At 48.7% G+C, this 20,290-nt stretch carries 13 protein-coding genes; 2 read left to right on the top strand and 11 right to left on the bottom strand.

The features are described from left to right. Window positions 1–33: 33 nt before the first annotated feature. From C6Y40_RS07910 to sdhC, 10 genes are all read right to left on the bottom strand, one after another. On the bottom strand, window positions 34–4,365 hold the full coding sequence (locus C6Y40_RS07910; RefSeq protein ID WP_105934127.1) for an alpha-1,6-glucosidase domain-containing protein: 4,332 nt from the start codon (window positions 4,363–4,365) through the stop codon (window positions 34–36). A 32-nt stretch (window positions 4,366–4,397) separates the two neighbouring features. Next, window positions 4,398–7,469: a TonB-dependent receptor gene (locus C6Y40_RS07915; RefSeq protein ID WP_105934113.1), complete on the bottom strand. Its 3,072-nt coding sequence runs from the start codon at window positions 7,467–7,469 to the stop codon at window positions 4,398–4,400. Between the two features lie 285 nt (window positions 7,470–7,754). Continuing rightward, window positions 7,755–8,627, bottom strand: a complete 873-nt coding sequence (sucD, locus tag C6Y40_RS07920; protein WP_105934114.1) for a succinate--CoA ligase subunit alpha — start codon at window positions 8,625–8,627, stop codon at window positions 7,755–7,757. Next, window positions 8,627–9,793: an ADP-forming succinate--CoA ligase subunit beta gene (gene sucC, locus C6Y40_RS07925; protein WP_105934115.1), complete on the bottom strand. Its 1,167-nt coding sequence runs from the start codon at window positions 9,791–9,793 to the stop codon at window positions 8,627–8,629. The genes sucD and sucC overlap by 1 nt, the downstream gene beginning before the upstream one ends. A 139-nt stretch (window positions 9,794–9,932) precedes the next feature. After that, window positions 9,933–11,447 (bottom strand): 2-oxoglutarate dehydrogenase complex dihydrolipoyllysine-residue succinyltransferase, encoded by a 1,515-nt coding sequence (gene odhB, locus C6Y40_RS07930; RefSeq protein ID WP_105934116.1) that lies wholly within the window; start codon window positions 11,445–11,447, stop codon window positions 9,933–9,935. A gap of 9 nt (window positions 11,448–11,456) precedes the next feature. Beyond that, on the bottom strand, window positions 11,457–14,282 hold the full coding sequence (locus C6Y40_RS07935) for a 2-oxoglutarate dehydrogenase E1 component (RefSeq protein ID WP_105934117.1): 2,826 nt from the start codon (window positions 14,280–14,282) through the stop codon (window positions 11,457–11,459). Between the two features lie 140 nt (window positions 14,283–14,422). Beyond that, window positions 14,423–15,133 (bottom strand): succinate dehydrogenase iron-sulfur subunit, encoded by a 711-nt coding sequence (locus C6Y40_RS07940; RefSeq protein WP_105934118.1) that lies wholly within the window; start codon window positions 15,131–15,133, stop codon window positions 14,423–14,425. Between the two features lie 13 nt (window positions 15,134–15,146). Next, window positions 15,147–16,919, bottom strand: a complete 1,773-nt coding sequence (gene sdhA / locus C6Y40_RS07945) for a succinate dehydrogenase flavoprotein subunit (RefSeq protein WP_105934119.1) — start codon at window positions 16,917–16,919, stop codon at window positions 15,147–15,149. A gap of 1 nt (window position 16,920) precedes the next feature. After that, on the bottom strand, window positions 16,921–17,268 hold the full coding sequence (gene sdhD, locus C6Y40_RS07950; RefSeq protein WP_105934120.1) for a succinate dehydrogenase, hydrophobic membrane anchor protein: 348 nt from the start codon (window positions 17,266–17,268) through the stop codon (window positions 16,921–16,923). Then, window positions 17,262–17,636: a succinate dehydrogenase, cytochrome b556 subunit gene (sdhC, locus tag C6Y40_RS07955; RefSeq protein WP_105934121.1), complete on the bottom strand. Its 375-nt coding sequence runs from the start codon at window positions 17,634–17,636 to the stop codon at window positions 17,262–17,264. The genes sdhD and sdhC overlap by 7 nt, the downstream gene beginning before the upstream one ends. Before the next feature lie 431 nt (window positions 17,637–18,067). Between sdhC and gltA the strand changes: the two genes are divergently transcribed. Beyond that, window positions 18,068–19,345, top strand: a complete 1,278-nt coding sequence (gltA, locus tag C6Y40_RS07960) for a citrate synthase (RefSeq protein ID WP_105934122.1) — start codon at window positions 18,068–18,070, stop codon at window positions 19,343–19,345. 231 nt (window positions 19,346–19,576) lie between these two features. Beyond that, window positions 19,577–19,996 carry a DUF3429 domain-containing protein gene (locus C6Y40_RS07965; RefSeq protein WP_105934123.1) on the top strand — a complete coding sequence of 140 codons (420 nt, stop codon included), beginning with the start codon at window positions 19,577–19,579 and terminating at the stop codon, window positions 19,994–19,996. Window positions 19,997–20,003: 7 nt separating this feature from the next. On the opposite strand, the gene C6Y40_RS24945 is transcribed toward C6Y40_RS07965, so the two are convergent. Continuing rightward, window positions 20,004–20,290: hypothetical protein (locus tag C6Y40_RS24945; RefSeq protein WP_205664751.1), on the bottom strand; the 287-nt coding region annotated here is incomplete at its 5' end.

The following is a 20,290-nucleotide window of genomic DNA, read 5'->3' on the forward strand; positions in this document are numbered from 1 at the left end:
CCAGGCGCGCTTTTACGGTACAACAAGTCAGGGTTATTTCGCAATAACCGTCAGGATGGGTTGGGAAGCATCCGGACCGGTTACCCTGAACTCGTAAGTTCCGGCTGCCAGTTCAATCAGCAGATTGTTGTTACTACTGCCCAGAGTCTTGCTAACACCCTCATCAACGGTATTGATCAGAGCATCGTCCGGATTGCCCAGATTCACCGTCGCCCAGTCTTCTGAGGCAACCTTAAACTCGGTAGCACCACCGCCTAGAGTAATATCGACGGAATAGACACCAGCGCCCTGATAGATAAGTTCATCATCCGTACCCCAGCCATTCATACCACCACGCAGATAAACCGGGGTATTGCCAAAGAATTGCTCATTGAAAACCTTAAGTACAGGTTCAGCCTTATCAGTAGCATCAAGCACAAACACATAGTCACCGTCTTCTTCAATGGTCAGTACCAGGTTGTCATTGGTCGCCGCCAGGTATGTCGGCTCACCTAATACCACCTGTTTATCGGCATCCGCTCCCGACAGCGCCCCAAGGTTTACGATTGCCCAGTCTTCAGATGCGACCTTAAACTCATAGCTGCCAGCAGTCAGCGACATTGCCACCTGATACTGACGACTACCCTGATACAACAGTGGTGTGTCTGTACCCCAGCCGTTAAAGCCGCCGCGAAGATACACCTCGGTTCCCGCATAAGGCTCCTCGTTTTCAACCGTTAATACCGGTGCCTGGGGATCGCTGGCATCTATGGTAAACAAATAGGTTGCATCGATTGTGGGGGTAAAGAACAGGTTATTGTTAGTGGTTCCCAGCGCCACCGGTTCGCCCTCGGTAACGGTTGCTTCAGACGCATTGGCTGCACCAAAGTTAACCGTTGCCCAATCTTCGGAGGCAAACTTAAACTCATACTGGTTACCCGCAGTTAACTGGGCTGTTGCGGTATAGATACCGTTACCCTGATAACTGAATTCACCATCGGTTCCCCAACCATTCATGCTACCGCGCAGATAAACCGGCGTATCACCGTAAGGCACTACATCCGGGGCTCCCGCGGTGGCATAACTCGCCAGACCATAACCCTGTGCCCCTGCCTGAGGCTTAACAAATACAGCAATGGTTAGCGCTGGCACCGTAAAGCTACCATTACCCGATTGATCTTCGGTGAAATACGCGCCGCGTACGGTGCTGTCGTAAGAGCTTTGCTGAACCGGGTGTAGTACAAAACCACTAGCGGTATTGACGCTCAGGGTCTTTTCTTCATAACCGGTATTTACCATTACCATCACGGCATCATAATTAACATCGATATCAGTAAGCAGGGTTTCTGCCTCACTGTTATAGCCGTCGTCAATGCTCATGGCGATCAGGCCAACCTGCTGGCGGGTACCCAGATTATGAAAACCTACCCGCTGCATGATTTGTTCGGCGGTAGTGAGTCGAAATAACGGGCTGGTCTGGCGAATAGTTAGAAATTCCTTAAACACTTCTGCCGCCAGTTCAATTTCCGTCATGCTGGCAGCCCGTTCAGGCGATGACACAAACTGGCCCATTTCTGACCAGCGGGCCTCGTTTTTCTCAGCGAGCGGTAAACCCACATTCCAGTTGTTGGTTTGCATGGTGAAATCTACGTAGTTAAACCAGTCACCGGAGTCGTAGCTGTCGCGATCCATGGATTTAGAGCGCAACATATCACCGCCCATCTGTAAAAATGGAATACCCTGGGATAACAAAGTAATTCCCATACCGGCATTTTGCGCCCGCACTCGTTCGTGGAGGGTCAGCGACTCTGGTAACACGTAGTTAAGCTGATCCCACAGGGTTTCATTATCGTGTTTAGACACATAATTGATAATGTCGGCAGGATCTTTAGCATAACCACCAAGTGCTGAGGCCGTGGTAGCGCGTCCACCCGAGGTGTTTAATACAAAGTCAGCCAGCGTTCCGGCCATGCCCATTTTGACCCTATCCTGTTCATACAGTGCAGAATCACTGTCGGGGTTAAAAATATGACCATAGCGGATCGCATCACGCAGTCTGTCGTTATAGGTACCAATTTCGGTACCGGCCATATTCAGCTGGTTAGCCTGCTCGTAACCACGGTCTATCTTGTTCCAGCCTTCACCGTAAAAGTAGTTATCCGGATCGATAGCCTGAATAGCTTCACGTAAGCGCACCATGCTGTCTTTGGTCGACTGACTCATTATGTCAAAGCGGAAAGCGTCAAACTTGTATTCACTGGCCCACATCGATAATGAGTCCAGCATCAGCTTTTCCATCATCACATTACGCGGCTCGGTGTCCTCGCAACAGGTTTCCCGCACAATAGCACCGCTATCCGTCTCATAACGATGGTAGTAACCGGGCACCACTTTATCGAGGACCGATTTAGTAAAGATACCTGACGCATTGGTGTGGTTATACACCACATCAAGGGCTACCCGCAGACCAATCTCGTGCAGCGCCTGTACCATGGCGCGCATTTCAATGATCCGCTCAACCCCTTCAGCACTGGACGCATAACTCCCTTCCGGCGCATTGAAGTGATGCGGGTCATACCCCCAGTTAAAGCTGTCGACACTGCGTAAATCCTGGGTCAGCGCCTGGGCACTGCCTGCTTCGGATAGCGGGTCGTAGCTGTTGTACACATCCAGTAAAATGCTGCTCGGATCTTCTTCGTTACACACCTGGGCATCCGGTTTTTTCACACAAAGCTGACCTACGGTATCGTAGATGTCCACGGTATTGGCCGGATCTTCATCGATGGTGGCAATATCGTTGCTGGGCAGAATATGAAAATGGGTTAATCCCGCATCGGCCAGGGTCTGTAAGTGATTGACCGGATCGCTGCCGGCTTCGGTAAAAGCCAGGTATTTACCACGATTGGTTTCACTGGTAGACATATCGCGAATACTGAAGTCGCGCACATGTCCTTCGTAAATCACCGCATCTTCCGGATTCGCAATCTCCGGGATCCACTGGGTATCCCAACCGTCTGGTTTCAGCGATTCATCACTTAAATTGACAAAGCGTGAGAAGCGCCCGTTGGTCGATAATGACACCGAGTACGGATCGGTTACTTCGAGCGTGGTAATTTCCTCCAGCGATGGATAATAAACGGTGACTTCATAACGATAGAGCTTTCTGTCGAGACTGGTATCACCGGCATAGGACCAGACGCCAGACGTGTCATCGAAGGCCATTGGGTAACGGTTAGCCAGAGTCTTATCATCATTGAATACCAGCAAGTTTACTTCCGTTGCCGTAGGAGCCCAGACTGCTGCCGTAATGCCTTCATCGCTATAGACCCCACCGAGCATGGCTTCATCGGCGTCATTTTCACCGCGGGTATATAACTGGTCGAGTACTTTGGCATGTTGTAAGCGTGTGGCTGCCAGCAAAGTACCATCGCTTGCATAACCGCCCACAACCACCTGGGTTTTCAGCACTGCTTTGGCCTCGTCGCTACTCCACTGGCCTTCGAATGCGGGCAATGAAGCCAGATGTGGGGCAATAGCAACCTGCTCTTCGGTAAGGCTGGTTGCGCTGAGTTCGACGGCGGCACCGTTAAGACCATTTTCCACCGTGGTGGCCAAATCGGCCGCGGCAGAATAATGCAGTTTAACCGTTTCAACACCGTCCGGTACGTCCCATAACACGACCTGGGTATCCAGCCAGTGCGCCGCTGCACCTTCAATTTTTACCGGTTGCGGACCAAGTGATAACAAAGGAAATTCAAAGACGGTGGGCACGCCGGAGAGCGTAAAGTTCATCCGTGTGAAGGTTTCATCGTCCTGATCCAGTGGAGCCTGGAAATCGGTGCCGCCCATTTCTTTGCCTGCATCGTCGGTCCCTTTGTGAATAATAAAATTATGACAGGCGCCCGGAGTTCCGGCTACGCCGGGTTTAAGCTCCAGGATCCAGTAAGCCCCGAAGTTAGGATCGATACCAGAAATCGCCCGGCCATTGGCCCAGTCGGTATCGCCATCTGCGTAAGCGTCACAGGCATCATTATTCCAGGTATGCAGTTTCCAGCCGTCATAGGCACTGTCGCCAGGATCATTTGTGGCCCCTACTCCAGCACGGTTGTAGTACAACACGGCCTGATTAGCAGTTGGGAAATACACCGGATCGTCCAGCGTTGGATCAGCACCAACCACACAGGCGCTGTTGTCTTCATTAGGTACCGTGGGTGGATCGCAAGCAATGGGCGGTTTTTCCACACACATCATGCCAGCTTCATCGGGCACCAGAGGCGCATCACACACCAACAAGTCATTGGAACCAGAGTCTGTGCCAGAACTGCCGCACCCGGTAAGGGTAAGCACCACTAACACCATTAGGCCAGCCAGTATTTTATACAGCATGCCGGTGGATGCTGTGGGTTGAGTAAAAGTATTCATAGCGAGTAAGTCATCCCCAGGAAGTATTGGGTTCCGAAGAACTGAATGGTTCCTGTTTGTTCAGGCGAGGTGAAATAGCTTTTGGTGGGTTCATCGGTCAGGTTATTTATCTGGAACAACACACTTATGTTGTCGTTGATTTCATATGATGCCTGATAGTCCACCACTAACTCGGAATCAAAATTGACGGTCTGATCGTTGACCGCGACCTGCTTGGAAACAAACGCGTCGCGGTAGCGGCCAGACACCCGGGTTTCAAACCCTTCGTATTCCCAGAACAAGGTCATAGTGGCAACGTTTTCTGACAAGCCCGGTAGCTGGCTGGCATACACGCCATTGCCGACGGTGCGCTGTATCTCACTTTCGGTATACGAATAGCTGGCATTAACGCCCAGTCCCGACCACATACCCGGTAAGTCACTGTATATCTGGGTATAAGCCAGCTCTATACCGCGAATGTAACCGCCGCGGGCATTATTAATAGCGGTTTCATAGCGACCATCAGTGGTAGGCACCGTAACGGTAACCGGCGCTCCGGTATTATCTACAACCGGCTCAGGCGCCTGACCCGGATAATCGGCTTCGTAAAACACCGGTACAGTAACTGAATCCGGCACTACAAAGCCGTTACCTTCAAAGTCATAGGGTTCGATGGCGATGTTTTCGATAAACGACTCAATGTTCTTATAAAACCCTGCAACGACAATCGCGCCGTCACTATCATCAAAGTAGTGCTCATAGGAAATGTCATACTGAGTAGCGTAAAACGGATCCAGATAAGGGCTGTTATTCGATGACCCCGAAATGCGCGCCTGCTGATTGGATAAGGTAATCTCACCGGAGTCGCGGTTCTGCGTAGCACTGATTAGCTCAACATTGGTGGACGCATTGGCTGCAAAACGATTGATCGGAGCCCGACCCATTACCCGCGCAGCAGCAACACGAAGTTGCGAGTTATCAGTAAGCTGGAAATTTAAGTTAATCGACGGCAGGACATCGGTGTACTCGTAGGTGAGTATGGCCGGGCGATAGAAATTATTGATATAGCCAAGCTCATCGACAATATTTTGTGCCCCGGCAGTGGGATCGCTGACCTCTACATCCTGCCCGGTCTCCGGATCCTCCACAAACATGGTTGCTCTTTGCAGTGTGGTAGAGCTCTGTTTTGATTTTACATAGCGAACGCCGATATTACCGGTAATCGGTAACCCGCCGATTTCAGTATCGATATTGGCCATCAGGTAAGCAGCTGAGACGGTTTCAAACACGTCTCCACTTTCCAGGACCGACCATGCGGTAGACACAGTGGCATCGTCAGGGCCATTAATTACACCCGGGTCTCCTGCTCCCCAGGTTTGGGCTGGTTGCGGTATCCCGGATGGGAACCAGGCTTGAAGCGCTTTGCCCAAATCAATGGAAAGGTAATTGGGAAAGTAAGCAAAGTCGCCCTGCCAATTTACCACTTCGGCTAAATCATCGGTCAGACGCAGCGGCGGCTGACTCGAGGAAAATGCCTGGTCGTTACCATATTCAAACACCGAGCGATCGTTACTGTAGGTGCGATCTGAGTAGCGGCCACCAAACTCGATTGATGATATGAAGTCGGTATCAATAAAATACTGGAAATCAGCCCGGTAGGCATCCAGTTCATCACTGTTAACATAGGGATAAATGCCATACTTACTGACCATAACCCGGTCCAGATCGTTAAAAGCATCGGCCTGATTGAACTGTAAGTCCGGTAAGTCCATACCATTGAGCAGATACGAAATCTGTATATTTTCATCAAAACGCGGACTAGCGGCGGTGGCATCATCGCCAACCAGTGACCACAACAAGCCATTGCGGAAATTACTGTTAGCTTTTGATAATGCAATATCAAACTGTGCGGCGAAATTATCGGTGATCTGCCAGTCAGCATTGATACCGTAGCTTTCTACTTTATCGAAATCCTGATTATCGTCATTAACCAGTTCGATACGGGTTTCACTGCTATCGGAACGCACAAAAGTGCCGCCAACAACACTGTTATTCACCACCACCGGATTGTAAATTTCGGTATTAACACCACCGAGTTTTACCCGGAAACCGCGGGCAAAGGCTTCTGAATCAAATTTGGATACGAAGGCATCAGCTTTTAAGGTGAAGTTATCCAGTGGTGCCCATTCGATCGCCGCGACATAGCCGTTTCGGGTTTCTTCACCACCCTTGTGCTGCATTTCAAAGCCTTCGGAAATGAGTTCACATTCCAGGCATTGATCTTCCCGGGGCACATCTGAATTCGGGTTATAATTCTCCTCATCACCGGCCAGGCCATCGACATCAACTTCGGCATTGTAGGCAAAGCCGATAAACTGCGTAGAAACACTGGGTTGATATAACCTGGCGTAACCAAGGGAAACTCCCAGGGTGTCATCTAAGAACTTGCCCTGATAGGAAAAGCTCAGGCGATGGCCAAACTCTTCTGCATCAGCCACTTCATTGGCCCGGTCATTAAACATACCGCGCACGTTGGCATCAAAGGTATGTTTGTCATCCTTAGCTAATGCACTTGCGGTTTGTAACTCAACCGTACCGGCAACCCCGCCCTCAATCAGCGACGCTTTGGGTGATTTATACACGGCTGCTGAATTGATCAATTCAGACGGGTACTGATCGAATTCGATTGAACGACTGCCACTGGTAGATACCTGTTCCCGGCCGTTCAGTGTCGAGAAGACAAAGTCTCCGGATAAGCCCCGAATATTAATTTCCGCAGCCTGACCACCGGTTCGTACCGCGGATATCCCCGGTAACCGGGTGAGTGCATCGGCCATACTGACGTCGGGCAAGCCGCCCAGGTCGTCTGCTGAGAGTTGTTCTGAAACGGTATCACCAAAACGCTTTTGGTTGAGTGACTGAATTAGACTGCTGCTAAAACCGCGCACCTCAATGCGCTCTATAGCTTCTTCCTGTTTTCCCTGGTCACTGTTTTGCGCTGAGTCTTGCGCCAAAAGCGGATAACTAGTGAAAACCAACCCACTGGTTAATAGTGCCAGAGTGATAGCACTGGGTTTGAACGTTTTCATGTTTTCCCCATTATTAGTTATGTTGAGAAATGCTGTGCAACATTTCGCCGGTTTGATTACCGAATTTCATACTAATTGCTAGGTGAAAAACTGAAAATGTCATGCATACGTATTCAGTTAACTTTTTTTACAAATTTTTCACAATAGATTTATAGTAATAAAAGAGGAGATCCCTAAGGGCGTCTTAAATTGCCTATCTTTTTGATAAATAATAAAAAAGCCCGCATAAAGCGGGCTTTTACCAAACAATAAATTGTTAACGCATCGGCGCCAAACCAGAGGTAATTACCAACCAGTTTGTTCGCGCAGTGCTTTACCGATTTCGGCCAGAGAGCGAACAGTTTTAACGCCTGCTGCTTCAAGGGCTGCAAATTTCTCGTCTGCAGTACCTTTACCGCCAGCGATAATCGCACCAGCGTGACCCATACGTTTGCCCGGAGGAGCAGTAACACCAGCGATGTAAGAAACAACTGGCTTAGTCACGTTTTCTTTGATAAACGCTGCCGCTTCTTCTTCTGCAGTACCACCAATCTCACCGATCATAACAATCGCTTCGGTTTGAGGATCGTCCTGGAACAACTTCAGGATATCGATGAAGTTAGAACCCGGAATTGGGTCACCACCAATACCAACACAGGTAGACTGACCAAAACCTTCGTCAGTAGTTTGTTTAACTGCTTCGTACGTAAGCGTACCAGAGCGTGAAACAATACCAACTTTACCAGGCTTGTGGATATGACCAGGCATGATACCAATCTTACACTCACCCGGAGTGATTACACCCGGACAGTTTGGACCAATCATGCGTGCGCCTTTAGCATTTACGTATTCTTTAACGTAAAGCATATCCAGCGTAGGAATACCTTCAGTGATACAAACCACTAATTCGATACCTGCATCTACTGCTTCAACAATTGAGTCTTTACAGAAAGGTGCTGGTACGTAAATAACCGTAGCTGTGGCGCCAGTTGCTTCAACGGCTTCACGAACTGTGTTAAATACTGGCAGGCCCAAGTGCTCAGTGCCGCCCTTACCTGGCGTTACACCGCCAACCATTTGCGTACCGTAAGCAAGCGCTTGTTCAGAGTGGAAAGTACCCTGACCGCCAGTGAAACCCTGACAGATAACTTTAGTATCTTTACCGATCAAAACTGACATTATTTGCCCTCCGCAGCTGCAACAACTTTCTCTGCTGCATCAGTTAATGATTCTGCAGCGATGATATCCAAACCAGAGTTACCCAGCACTTCACGGCCAAGCTCTGCGTTGGTACCTTCAAGACGTACAACAACCGGAACTTCAACGCCCACTTCTTTCACTGCGCCAATGATACCTTCTGCGATCATGTCACAACGTACGATACCGCCAAAAATGTTAACCAGAACGGCTTTGACGTTGTCGTCAGACAGAATGATTTTGAATGCTTCGGCTACACGCTCTTTAGTCGCGCCACCACCAACATCCAGGAAGTTAGCCGGGCTACCGCCATGCAGGTTTACGATGTCCATGGTACCCATAGCCAGACCCGCACCGTTAACCATACAGCCAACGTTACCGTCCAGTGCTACGTAGTTCAGTTCGTACTGAGCCGCATGTGCTTCACGAGCATCTTCCTGTGAAGGATCTTTCATGTCCTTCAGCTTAGGCTGACGGTACATTGCGTTGCTGTCTACGCCCAGTTTAGCGTCCAGACAGTGCAGGTTTCCGTCTTCTTTGATGACCAGCGGGTTAATTTCGATTAACGCCAGATCCAGGTCTTCAAACATTTTCGCCAGACCTAAGAAAATCTGTACGAATTGCTTAACCTGTACGCCTTGCAGACCCAGTTTAAACGCCATTTCGCGCGCCTGGTAAGGCTGAGGACCAACGATTGGGTCGATTTCAGCTTTCAGAATTTTTTCCGGGGTTTCTTCTGCAACGGTTTCAATCTCAACACCGCCTTCAGTAGACGCCATGAAAACAACGCGGCGTGTGCCACGGTCTACCACAGCACCTAAGTACAATTCGTTTGCGATATCAGTGCAAGATTCTACTAAGATCTTGCTTACAGGCTGACCGTTCTCGTCAGTCTGAAATGTCACCAGGTTTTTGCCTAACCACTTTTCAGCAAAAGCGCGAATTTCGTCTTTGGTTTTTACCAGCTTAACACCGCCGGCTTTACCACGGCCACCAGCGTGGACCTGACACTTAACAACCCATTCGTTACCGCCAATACGGTCAGCAGCTTCTACTGCACCTTGAGGGGTATCTGATGCGTATCCTTCAGAAACAGGTAAGCCGTATTCTGCGAATAGCTGCTTACCTTGGTATTCATGCAAATTCATGGTGTTTCTTTCCGATTATTATTTAAACGAAAGCCAATATCTGGCTCGACTAATTCCCAACTGGTATCCGTCCCCAAATACCAGCATGTAAAGATGATACATGAGTATCATCTTTACATATAGTTATGCTACGAAAGTCTTACACATCCAGAAGCAGACGCGTTGGATCTTCCAGCATTTCTTTAACGGTGACCAGGAAGCCGACCGATTCTTTGCCATCGATGATCCGGTGGTCGTAAGACAACGCAAGATACATCATTGGTAAAATTTCAACTTTGCCATTAACTGCCATTGGACGATCCTGGATCTTATGCATACCCAGAATAGCGCTTTGTGGCGGGTTAATGATTGGCGTAGACATCAGTGAACCAAACACACCACCGTTGGTGATGGTGAAGTTACCACCTTGCAGCTCTGCCATAGACAGTTTGCCATCACGGCCTTTAATAGCCAGTTCCTTGATACCTTTTTCGATACCGGCCATACCCAGAGTATCTGAGTCTTTCAGTACCGGGGTAACCAGACCACGCGGTGTAGACACTGCGATAGAGATATCAAAGTAGTTGTGATAAACAATATCATCACCGTCCAGTGAAGCATTCACTTCAGGGAAACGCTTCAGCGCTTCAGTAACCGCTTTTACATAGAAAGACATAAAGCCTAAACGGATGCCGTGACGCTTCTCAAAGCCTTCCTGATACTGCTTGCGCAGGTCCATGATAGGCTTCATGTTAACTTCGTTAAACGTGGTTAACATTGCGGTAGAGTTTTTCGCTTCCAGCAGACGGTTAGCAATGGTTTTACGCAGGCGTGTCATTGGAACACGTTTTTCACTACGCTCACCAGCAGGCGCTGCAGGTGCTTCTTCTGACGCAGGGCTGGCCGGAGCCGGCTTGCTGTCAGACTTCAGGTACTGCTCAACATCTTCTTTGGTGATGCGGCCGTTCTTGCCTGAACCTTTTACTTTTGCCGGGTCAACGCCTTTTTCTGCTAACAGGCGACGTACCGACGGACTGAGCGCATCACTGTCACTGTCGTCACTGCTTTCTTCGCTGGCAGCAGCGGCTGGCGCAGATGAACCTGCACCTTCGGTGAATTTAGCAATCACTTCCTCGGCAGTTACCGTGGTGCCTTCCTCTGCCAGTACTTCGGCGATAGAGCCGTCAGCCGGCGCCACCACTTCCAATACTACCTTATCGGTTTCGATATCAACCAGATTCTGGTCGCGGCTTACTTTTTCGCCTGGCGCAACGTGCCAGGTAGCAATGGTTGCATCAGCCACTGACTCAGGCAGCACAGGTACTTTGATGTCAACGGTTTCACCGCTTGCTTCTGGCGCTGCTGGAGCTTCTTCTTTGGCAGGCTCAGCGTCGGCTTTGTTTTCTGATTTGCTTTCAGATTTGGCCGGTGCAGCACCGCCCTCTTCCAGTTTAGCAATCACTTGTTCACCAAGTACGGTTGCACCTTCTTCATCGATAATCTCACCGATAACACCATCTGCAGGGGCAACAACTTCCAGTACCACCTTGTCCGTCTCAATGTCTACCAGGTTCTGGTCGCGTTTTACACTGTCCCCGGCTTTTACGTGCCAGGTTGCAATCGTGGCGTCGGCAACTGACTCGGGTAGAACCGGAACTTTTATCTCAATTGTCATCTCTGTTCCTTATTTTATCGTGAGAGCGTCTTCAACCAGGGCTTTTTGTTGCTGGTTGTGAACGGATAAATAACCTACGGCTGGCGACGCTGATGCCGCCCGTCCCGCATATGTTAACTTGGCACCATCTGGGATTACCTGCCAGAAGTGATGTTGGCTACAATACCAGGCACCCTGGTTCTGTGGCTCTTCCTGACACCAAACCCAATCTTTAACATGGCTGTATTCAGCCACAATCTTCGCGCATTCTTCCTGCGGGAACGGGTATAACTGTTCCAGACGAATAATGGCGACATCGGTTTGTTCATTCTTACGGCGTTGATCAAGCAGGTCGTAGTAAACCTTACCAGAACACATCACCACACGTTTTACATCTTTAGCAGGCAGTTCATCCACTTCGCCAATCACGTTGTGGAATACGCCTTCAGACAGTTCTTCCAGTGAAGAAACCGCCATGGGATGACGCAGCAGTGACTTAGGTGACATCACAATCAATGGCTTACGCATTGGGCGAATCACCTGACGGCGGATCATGTTGAACACCTGAGCTGGGGTTGAAGGCACACAAACCTGCCAGTTGTGATCGGCACACAGTTGCAGGAAACGCTCAAGACGTGCTGAGCTGTGCTCCGGGCCCTGACCTTCGTAACCATGTGGTAACAGCACTGTCAGACCGCATAAACGACCCCATTTGGCTTCACCTGAACTTAAGAACTGGTCGAATACCACCTGGGCACCGTTGGCAAAGTCACCAAACTGCGCTTCCCAGATAGTCAGACAAGTTGGCTCAGCTGTGGCGTAACCGTATTCAAATGCCATAACCGCTTCTTCAGACAGAACCGAGTCATAAATCTCGATAGCTTCCTGATCTTCGCTGATATGCTGAAGTGGCATGTACGTTGAGGCATCAGCCTGGTTATGTAAAACCGCATGGCGATGGAAGAATGTACCACGGCCTGAATCCTGACCGGTCAGACGGATACTGGTGCCACCCTTAACAATGGATGCGTAAGCCAGCAGTTCGGCCATACCCCAGTCGAGGTTACGCTCACCGGCAATCATGGCTTTACGGTCGTTATAAACCTTATTCACCCGTGACTGTAATTTTACGTCTTCCGGGAACGACACCAGGCGATCACCCAGTGACTTAAGTTCATCCAGACTAATGCTGCCATCGTACGGCGTATCCCAGTCATGGCCGAGATACGGGTGCCAGTCAACACTGTGCTCGGTCATTGGCCGCCATTCTTCAACCACGCAGGCGCCATGGTCCATAGCAGCCCGATAGTCTTCGATAAGTTTATCGGCATCCTGTTTGCCCAATACACCTTCGGCAATCAGCTGTTCGGCATAAAGCTCACGTGGTACCGGATGCTTCTTAATCTTCTGATACATCACCGGCTGTGTAGCATTCGGCTCATCCGACTCGTTATGGCCGTGACGACGATAACAAACCAGATCAATCACTACGTCGCGCTTAAATTTGTTACGGAAATCAAGCGCCAGCTTGGTAACAAATAATACAGCTTCAGGATCATCTGCATTCACGTGCAGAATCGGCGCCTGAACCATTTTAGCGATGTCAGTACAGTACTGGGTAGAACGGGTATCTTCAATTTTCGAGGTAGTGAAACCAACCTGGTTGTTGATAACGATTCGAACCGTACCACCTACTGCAAACCCGCGGGTTTGCGACATGTTGAAGGTTTCCTGAACCACACCCTGACCGGCAATTGCCGAGTCACCGTGGATAGTTACCGGCAGAACCTTAAGTGCGCTGTTTTCGCGACGGTCAAGACGGGCACGTACTGAGCCCATAACCACCGGGTTAACAATTTCAAGGTGTGACGGGTTAAAAGCCAGCGCCAGGTGAACGTTACCGCCCGGCGTAGCGAAGTCTGAAGAGTAACCGGCGTGGTATTTTACGTCACCAGCGCCCAACGACTCGTCGTGCTTGCCGCCAAATTCATCAAACAGTACTGACGGGTTTTTACCCAGTACGTTAACCAGCACGTTAAGGCGACCACGGTGAGCCATGCCCACAACCACTTCTTTAGTACCTTGCGAACCGGCCTCTTTAATCAGCCCTTTCAGCATCGGGATCAGCGCATCGCCACCTTCCAGTGAGAAACGCTTAGCGCCCGGGAATTTCGAGCCCAGGTACTTTTCCATACCGTCAGCGGCAACCAGGCCTTTGAGGATATCAATTTTCGAATCGCGGTCTAATTCAGGACGCGCTTCGACTGATTCAATACGTTGTTGTAACCAGCGCTTTTGCTCGGTATCGGTAATGTGCATATATTCTGCACCGATTGAGCTGCAATAGGTTCTGTTTAATGATTTAAACAGTTCACCTAATGGCATGGTTTCCTTACCGATGGCGTAAGAACCAACGTTGAAAACCGTATCAAAATCCGTCTCGGATAGATTGTGATGCGACAACTCCAGGTCTCTGACCCGTTCCTGTTTCCACAATCCCAGCGGATCGAGGTTGGCATGCTGGTGCCCACGGAATCGATAGGCGTTAATTAACTGCAACACCTTAACCTGTTTCTGGTCAGACTGATTACTGCTCGCTGTGGTAGCAGAGCCACTGCTACAACGGGCCAGTGGTCCCAGAGACGCCAGTTTGCGGAACTGGTCTTTGATAAGGCTATGGTTACTTTCTAATTCCACCCCATCCACTTTGGGTAAAGCGTCAAAGGTTTCACGCCAGGAATCAGAGACACTCTGCGGGTCGTCAAGGTAGGCTTCGTACAATGCTTCCACATAGGCAGCATTGGCTCCAGCCATGTGCGATGAGTCCCACCACGCTTTCATCACGCTTTCTTGCATTATTGTGCCTTGCTAGGTTGTCAATAAAACTATCAGGTCAGATGTCTTACCCGACCACATTTACAAAAAAATAGCCACCCCATAAGGATGGCCATTTATGCATTACTCACTTGTTACTGAAGCAGTAATCAAGTTAATTGCTAAACAGCCCGTTGTAAAAGCATGGACTTAATCTGTCCAATTGCTTTTGTAGGGTTGAGTCCCTTAGGACATACACTTACACAGTTCATGATACCGTGACATCTGAACACGCTGAAAGCATCATCCAGATCGTTCAGTCGCTCGTCTGTTGCTGTATCGCGGCTATCAATCAGGAATCGATAGGCGTGCAACAAGCCGGCTGGTCCGATGAACTTATCCGGATTCCACCAGAATGATGGACAAGATGTTGAACAACATGCACACAGTATACACTCATAGAGTCCATCCAGTTTAGCACGCTCTTCAGGAGACTGCAGATGCTCTCTTGCCGGCGGCTGTTTGCTGTCGTTAATTAAGAACGGTTTAATCTTCTCGTACTGAGTGTAGAACTGGGTCATATCGACCACCAGGTCACGCACTACCGGCAGACCAGGCAGCGGACGAATAACCACTTTACCTGAGCCCAGTGCTGACAACGGAGTGATACACGCCAGGCCATTTTTGCCGTTCATGTTCATGCCGTCAGAACCACAAACCCCTTCACGACAAGAGCGACGGAACGATAATGTTGGATCCTGTTCTTTTAAAAGAATCAGTGCATCCAGCACCATCATATCCTGGCCTTCTTCCACGTCCAGGGTGTAATCCTGCATGCGAGGTGCATTATCCACCTCAGGATTATAACGGTATACCGAAAAAGTTAATTGCATGATCTAACCCCTCTTAGTATGAACGTACTTTTGGCGGGAAGGCTTCGCGAAGCTTAGGCGCCATATTGACATCACGTTTAACCATATCTTCAGTCGCCGGGTTGTAAACACTGTGACACAACCAGTTCTCGTCATCACGATCCGGATAGTCAAAGCGGCTGTGTGCACCACGGCTTTCTGTGCGGAAGTTTGCTGCCACAGCAGTGCTGTAAGCAGTTTCCATCAGATTATCGAGTTCTAAACACTCAATACGCTGGGTATTGAAGTCGGCACTCTTGTCATCAAGACGTGCGCTTTGCAGACGCTCACGGATCTCTTTAAGTTGCTTGAGACCTTCGGCCATTGCATCACCTTCACGGAATACCGAGAAGTTAAGCTGCATACATTCCTGCAAATCTTTCTTGATTTGTACCGGATCTTCGCCTTTGCCTTTTTCTGAACCTTCCCAACGATTGAAACGCGCCATTGCACCTTCCAGATCAGACTCTGAAGCCTCGCGGCTTGGGGTCATTTCGTCCAGCTTGTCACCCAGATGTAAACCTGTAGCACGACCAAACACTACCAGGTCAAGCAGTGAGTTACCGCCTAAACGGTTCGCACCGTGTACCGATACACAAGCAATTTCACCACAGGCAAACAGACCGTTGACGACTTTATCATTACCGTTTTCGTCCAGCGTCAGACACTGACCATCAACGTTAGTCGGAATACCACCCATCATATAGTGACAGGTTGGAATAACCGGAATCGGTTCTTTAACCGGATCAACGTGCGCAAAGGTACGAGACAGTTCAAGGATACCCGGCAGACGTGATTCAAGGACGTCTTTACCCAGGTGGTCCAGTTTAAGTTTGATGTGCGTACCCCATGGGCCTTCACAACCACGACCTTCACGGATCTCGGTCATCATTGAACGGGCAACTACGTCACGGCCGGCTAAGTCTTTAGCATTCGGTGCATAACGCTCCATGAAACGCTCGCCGTCTTTATTCAGCAGGTAACCACCTTCCCCACGACACCCTTCTGTTACCAGGGTTCCCGCGCCGGCGATACCGGTTGGGTGGAACTGCCACATTTCCATGTCCTGTACGCAAACGCCGGCACGCAGGGCCATGCCCACGCCGTCACCAGTGTTGATGTGTGCGTTAGTGGTCGATGCGTAAATACGCCCTGCACCACCCGTTGCCAGAACAACCGCTTTAGATTTGAAATAAACCACTTCACCGGTTTCGATGTCGATAGCCGTACAACCGACTACATCGCCATCCTGGTTCTTAACCAGATCCAGTGCGTACCATTCGCTGAATACTTTAGTTTTGTTTTTAACGTTTTGTTGATACAGCAAATGCAGTAACGCGTGACCAGTACGGTCAGCCGCTGCTGCGGTACGTGCGCCCTGCTCGCCACCAAAGTTCTTAGACTGGCCACCAAATGGACGCTGATAGATTTTTCCGTTCTCGAAACGAGAGAAAGGCAGACCCATATTTTCCATTTCGATAATGGCTTCAGGTCCGGTTTTACACATATATTCGATAGCGTCCTGGTCACCGATATAATCGGAACCTTTAACGGTATCGTACATGTGCCATTCCCAGTTATCTTCATGGGAATTACCCAGCGCTACAGTAATACCACCCTGAGCGGATACTGTGTGCGAACGGGTTGGAAACACTTTTGATAGTAATGCACAGGATTTGCCAGACTGCGAGATTTGCAGTGCTGCGCGCATGCCTGCACCGCCGGCGCCAATTACGACGGCGTCAAACTCATGAACGGGTAAACTCATTTTACACTCCCCACAAAACAAACAAACCAGCGGCAACGTATACAAACGCGATAATATTCAGAACATACTGAATGGTAGCGCGCAGACCGGTTGGCTTAACATAATCGGTTAACACCTGCCACAGACCAATGCGAACATGGATCATGATGGAAACCAATGCAGCGAGGGTAAATACTTTCATTGCAATACCAGAGAACAAGCCCTGCCATACGTCGAAAGTAACTTCTTCAGTCGTGATAAAGAATCCAGCCATGAAGAATGTGTAGACTGCGATAATTACCGCAGTTGCGCGTAAAGAAACGTAATCCTGTACACCATTACGCTTGATGCTTGCCTGATTAGTTACCATAACGCAACCCCTATAACTACTGTCAGTACCACCCACAAACCAATAACAACTTGCGCACTTAAGTTACCTGACTCAAGCTCTTCCCAGTGACCCATATCCATTATGCCGTGACGGATACCGCCAAGGATGTGATAGGTCAGCGCAGAAGCTGTACCGATTGCAATGATCTTTCCAATCAATCCATCCATTAAAGCCTGCACGTTGGCGAAGCCTTCTGGAGATGATACCGAAACGGCCCATGCCCAGATCACAAACAGCAGCGCAAAAAACATTGCGACACCGGTTACGCGATGGAGAATTGACGAAATAGCAGAGGGAGGAAATTTAATGGTGTTAAGGTCTAAATTTACTGGTCTTTGCTTTTTCACAATTTTTGCCTGTTTTATCCGTAGGGACAAACCACTCTCGTGTTGAGTCCTGACAGAGTGATTCTGATTGTTACTAAGTTAATTTTCTCATCCAATGAGGTGTTAACATTTTGTGAATATTTTATTACTTAGTTAACAGAATAAATATTCAGTTAATTTAAGTAGGCCAGAGTATATCCACGACCTATTATAATTACAATTTTTTGTGTGGTATTAGGACATTAGTCTTAGGTCGTAGAAAGGATAAAAATGCTTGATCCCGGGTACTACATAACCAGTATAATCGATAACAATCTAGAATATTTATGTGGAATATAAGTAATAAAATTGACTTGTTACTGCATAATAAAGTACAAATACGCCACTTTTCCCACCGGATTGCTCAAAATTGAGTAACATCCCGATAAAGAAAATTCTGAGGAGAGCAACTTATGGCAGATCAAAAAGCCATTCTGAAAGCGGGCGACAAGGAAATTGAACTTCCTATCTTGTCTGGTACAGCAGGCCAAGATGTGATTGATATTCGTGCCCTTGGCAAACACGGCTATTTCACTTACGACCCTGGTTTCCTGGCGACTGGATCTTGCGAGTCTTCCATCACATTTATCGACGGCGCAGAAGGTGTATTATTACACCGCGGCTTCCCAATCGACGAACTGGCTCGTGATGCCAACTATCTGGAAGTTTGTCACATGCTGCTGCACGGTGATGCACCGAATAAAGAAGAATACGAAGAATTCGAAAACACCATCAAGCGCCACACCATGGTACATGAGCAGATTCACATGTTCTTCCATGGCTTCCGTAATGACGCCCACCCTATGGCGATGCTGAACGGTACTGTTGGTGCGATGTCCTCGTTCTACCACAGCGACCTGGACGTTTCTAATTTTGACATGCGTGTACGTTGTGCACACCGTCTGATTGCGAAGATGCCTACCCTGGTAGCGATGTGTTATAAGTACAACATCGGTCAGCCATTTGTTTATCCTCGTAACGACCTGAGCTACGCGGCTAACTTCCTGAATATGATGTTCTCTGTTCCGGCTGAAGATTACAAAATCAGCCCGGCGGTAGAACGCGCTATGGACCGCATCTTTACCCTGCACGCCGACCACGAGCAAAATGCATCAACCTCTACCGTGCGTTTAGCGGGTTCTTCCGGTGCTAACCCCTATGCCTGTATCGCTGCAGGTGTTGCTTCACTGTGGGGCCCTGCACACGGTGGTGCTAACGAAGCTTGTCTGAATATGCTGGAAGAAATTGGTTCAGTAGACCGCATTCCTGAGTTCATTAATCGTGCGAAAGATAAGAACGATCCGTTCCGTCTGATGGGCTTTGGTCACCGTGTATACAAAAACCACGACCCACGCGCTACAGTAATGCGCGAAAGCTGTCACGAAGTACTGAAAGAGCTGAATGTTCAGGATCCGCTGCTAGACGTAGCAATGGAGCTGGAACGTATTGCTCTTGAAGACCCGTACTTCGCCGAGAAGAAACTGTTCCCGAACGTAGATTTCTACTCTGGTATCGTACTGAAGGCAATCGGTATCCCAACAAACATGTTTACCTGTATTTTTGCCCTGTCACGTACTGTTGGCTGGATTTCACACTGGCACGAAATGATGTCTGATCCTGCACAAAAGATCGGCCGTCCTCGCCAGTTATACACCGGTCACAACCAGCGTAAATATACGCCAATTAAATAACGTTTAATTTAATTGTTAAAAAATAAAGGCTCGCATTGCGGGCCTTTTTTATTACTAATAAGTAGCTTAACAATATATTAACCTCTATATTTACTATTATTTAACATTTATCGCATGCGCGATTTTAAATTAATAAGTAATGGGTTTATGTGACGGATTTAATAATCCACCGATTAGAAATTTTCGTAATAAATTTTAAATATTTATTATAATTAAGGTATTTCAATAACAATGCAACCTCTCATAAAGCAATTAGGTTACGCCGGATTACTGCCTTTTATTGGTTTAAATGCGCTGACATTTACCGATATCCTGCCGCAATCGCTGGTCTACCTTTACTTTACGCAGTATTCAGCCGTGCTGTTGTCGTTTTTTGGTGGCGTGCACTGGTACGATGCCATTAGTAGTAATAAGCCAGCCCATCAGATGTACGTGGCAATGTTGCCAACGATTGTAGGCTGGATATGCTTAACTCAAACCGGCGCGCCCTGGGTACTAGGCGTGTTAAGTATTAGTTACCTGCTAATGATGTTTTACGATAAACAGGTACTAACCCTGCCAAAAGAAATGGTAGTGGCTTACACCAAACTGCGTATGCAGTTAACCACAGTAGTTGTGTTATCTCATGCTCTGATGATTTTCAGCCGCTAAGAGCCTGCTAATTGATCGCTTGAAACAAAAACACCAGCCGAGGCTGGTGTTTTTTTGTTTGCCCAGCGAAGCTGGCAAACCCGTCAGGTTGAAAGAAACCTGAATCACCCTGACTGAGGGGAAGATAATCCGAATGGCAAGGGCGTTGCTGGCCAACGGCAGGGTTCGAAGGAAGCCATAGGAAGTTAGAAGTACACAACGAAAGTGAACCTGATTCGGCAAGGCAGGAGGGTAAGCGTGCAAAATAGCGCGAAGCCCGATACTCAGTCAGTCCTGTTTTGTGTTTGAGGGTGG

This window comes from Marisediminitalea alba, assembly GCF_002993365.1.
GTDB lineage: Bacteria > Pseudomonadota > Gammaproteobacteria > Enterobacterales > Alteromonadaceae > Alteromonas > Alteromonas alba.

Excerpts from the sequence above, each read along its gene's own strand:
- C6Y40_RS07910 (WP_105934127.1), bottom strand. The coding sequence starts at position 4,365 with ATGCTGTATAAAATACTGGCTGGCCTAATGGTGTTAGTGGTGCTTACC.
- C6Y40_RS07915 (WP_105934113.1), bottom strand. The coding sequence starts at position 7,469 with ATGAAAACGTTCAAACCCAGTGCTATCACTCTGGCACTATTAACCAGT.
- sucD (WP_105934114.1), bottom strand. The coding sequence starts at position 8,627 with ATGTCAGTTTTGATCGGTAAAGATACTAAAGTTATCTGTCAGGGTTTC.
- sucC (WP_105934115.1), bottom strand. The coding sequence starts at position 9,793 with ATGAATTTGCATGAATACCAAGGTAAGCAGCTATTCGCAGAATACGGC.
- odhB (WP_105934116.1), bottom strand. The coding sequence starts at position 11,447 with ATGACAATTGAGATAAAAGTTCCGGTTCTACCCGAGTCAGTTGCCGAC.
- C6Y40_RS07935 (WP_105934117.1), bottom strand. The coding sequence starts at position 14,282 with ATGCAAGAAAGCGTGATGAAAGCGTGGTGGGACTCATCGCACATGGCT.
- C6Y40_RS07940 (WP_105934118.1), bottom strand. The coding sequence starts at position 15,133 with ATGCAATTAACTTTTTCGGTATACCGTTATAATCCTGAGGTGGATAAT.
- sdhA (WP_105934119.1), bottom strand. The coding sequence starts at position 16,919 with ATGAGTTTACCCGTTCATGAGTTTGACGCCGTCGTAATTGGCGCCGGC.
- sdhD (WP_105934120.1), bottom strand. The coding sequence starts at position 17,268 with ATGGTAACTAATCAGGCAAGCATCAAGCGTAATGGTGTACAGGATTAC.
- gltA (WP_105934122.1), top strand. The coding sequence starts at position 18,068 with ATGGCAGATCAAAAAGCCATTCTGAAAGCGGGCGACAAGGAAATTGAA.
- C6Y40_RS07965 (WP_105934123.1), top strand. The coding sequence starts at position 19,577 with ATGCAACCTCTCATAAAGCAATTAGGTTACGCCGGATTACTGCCTTTT.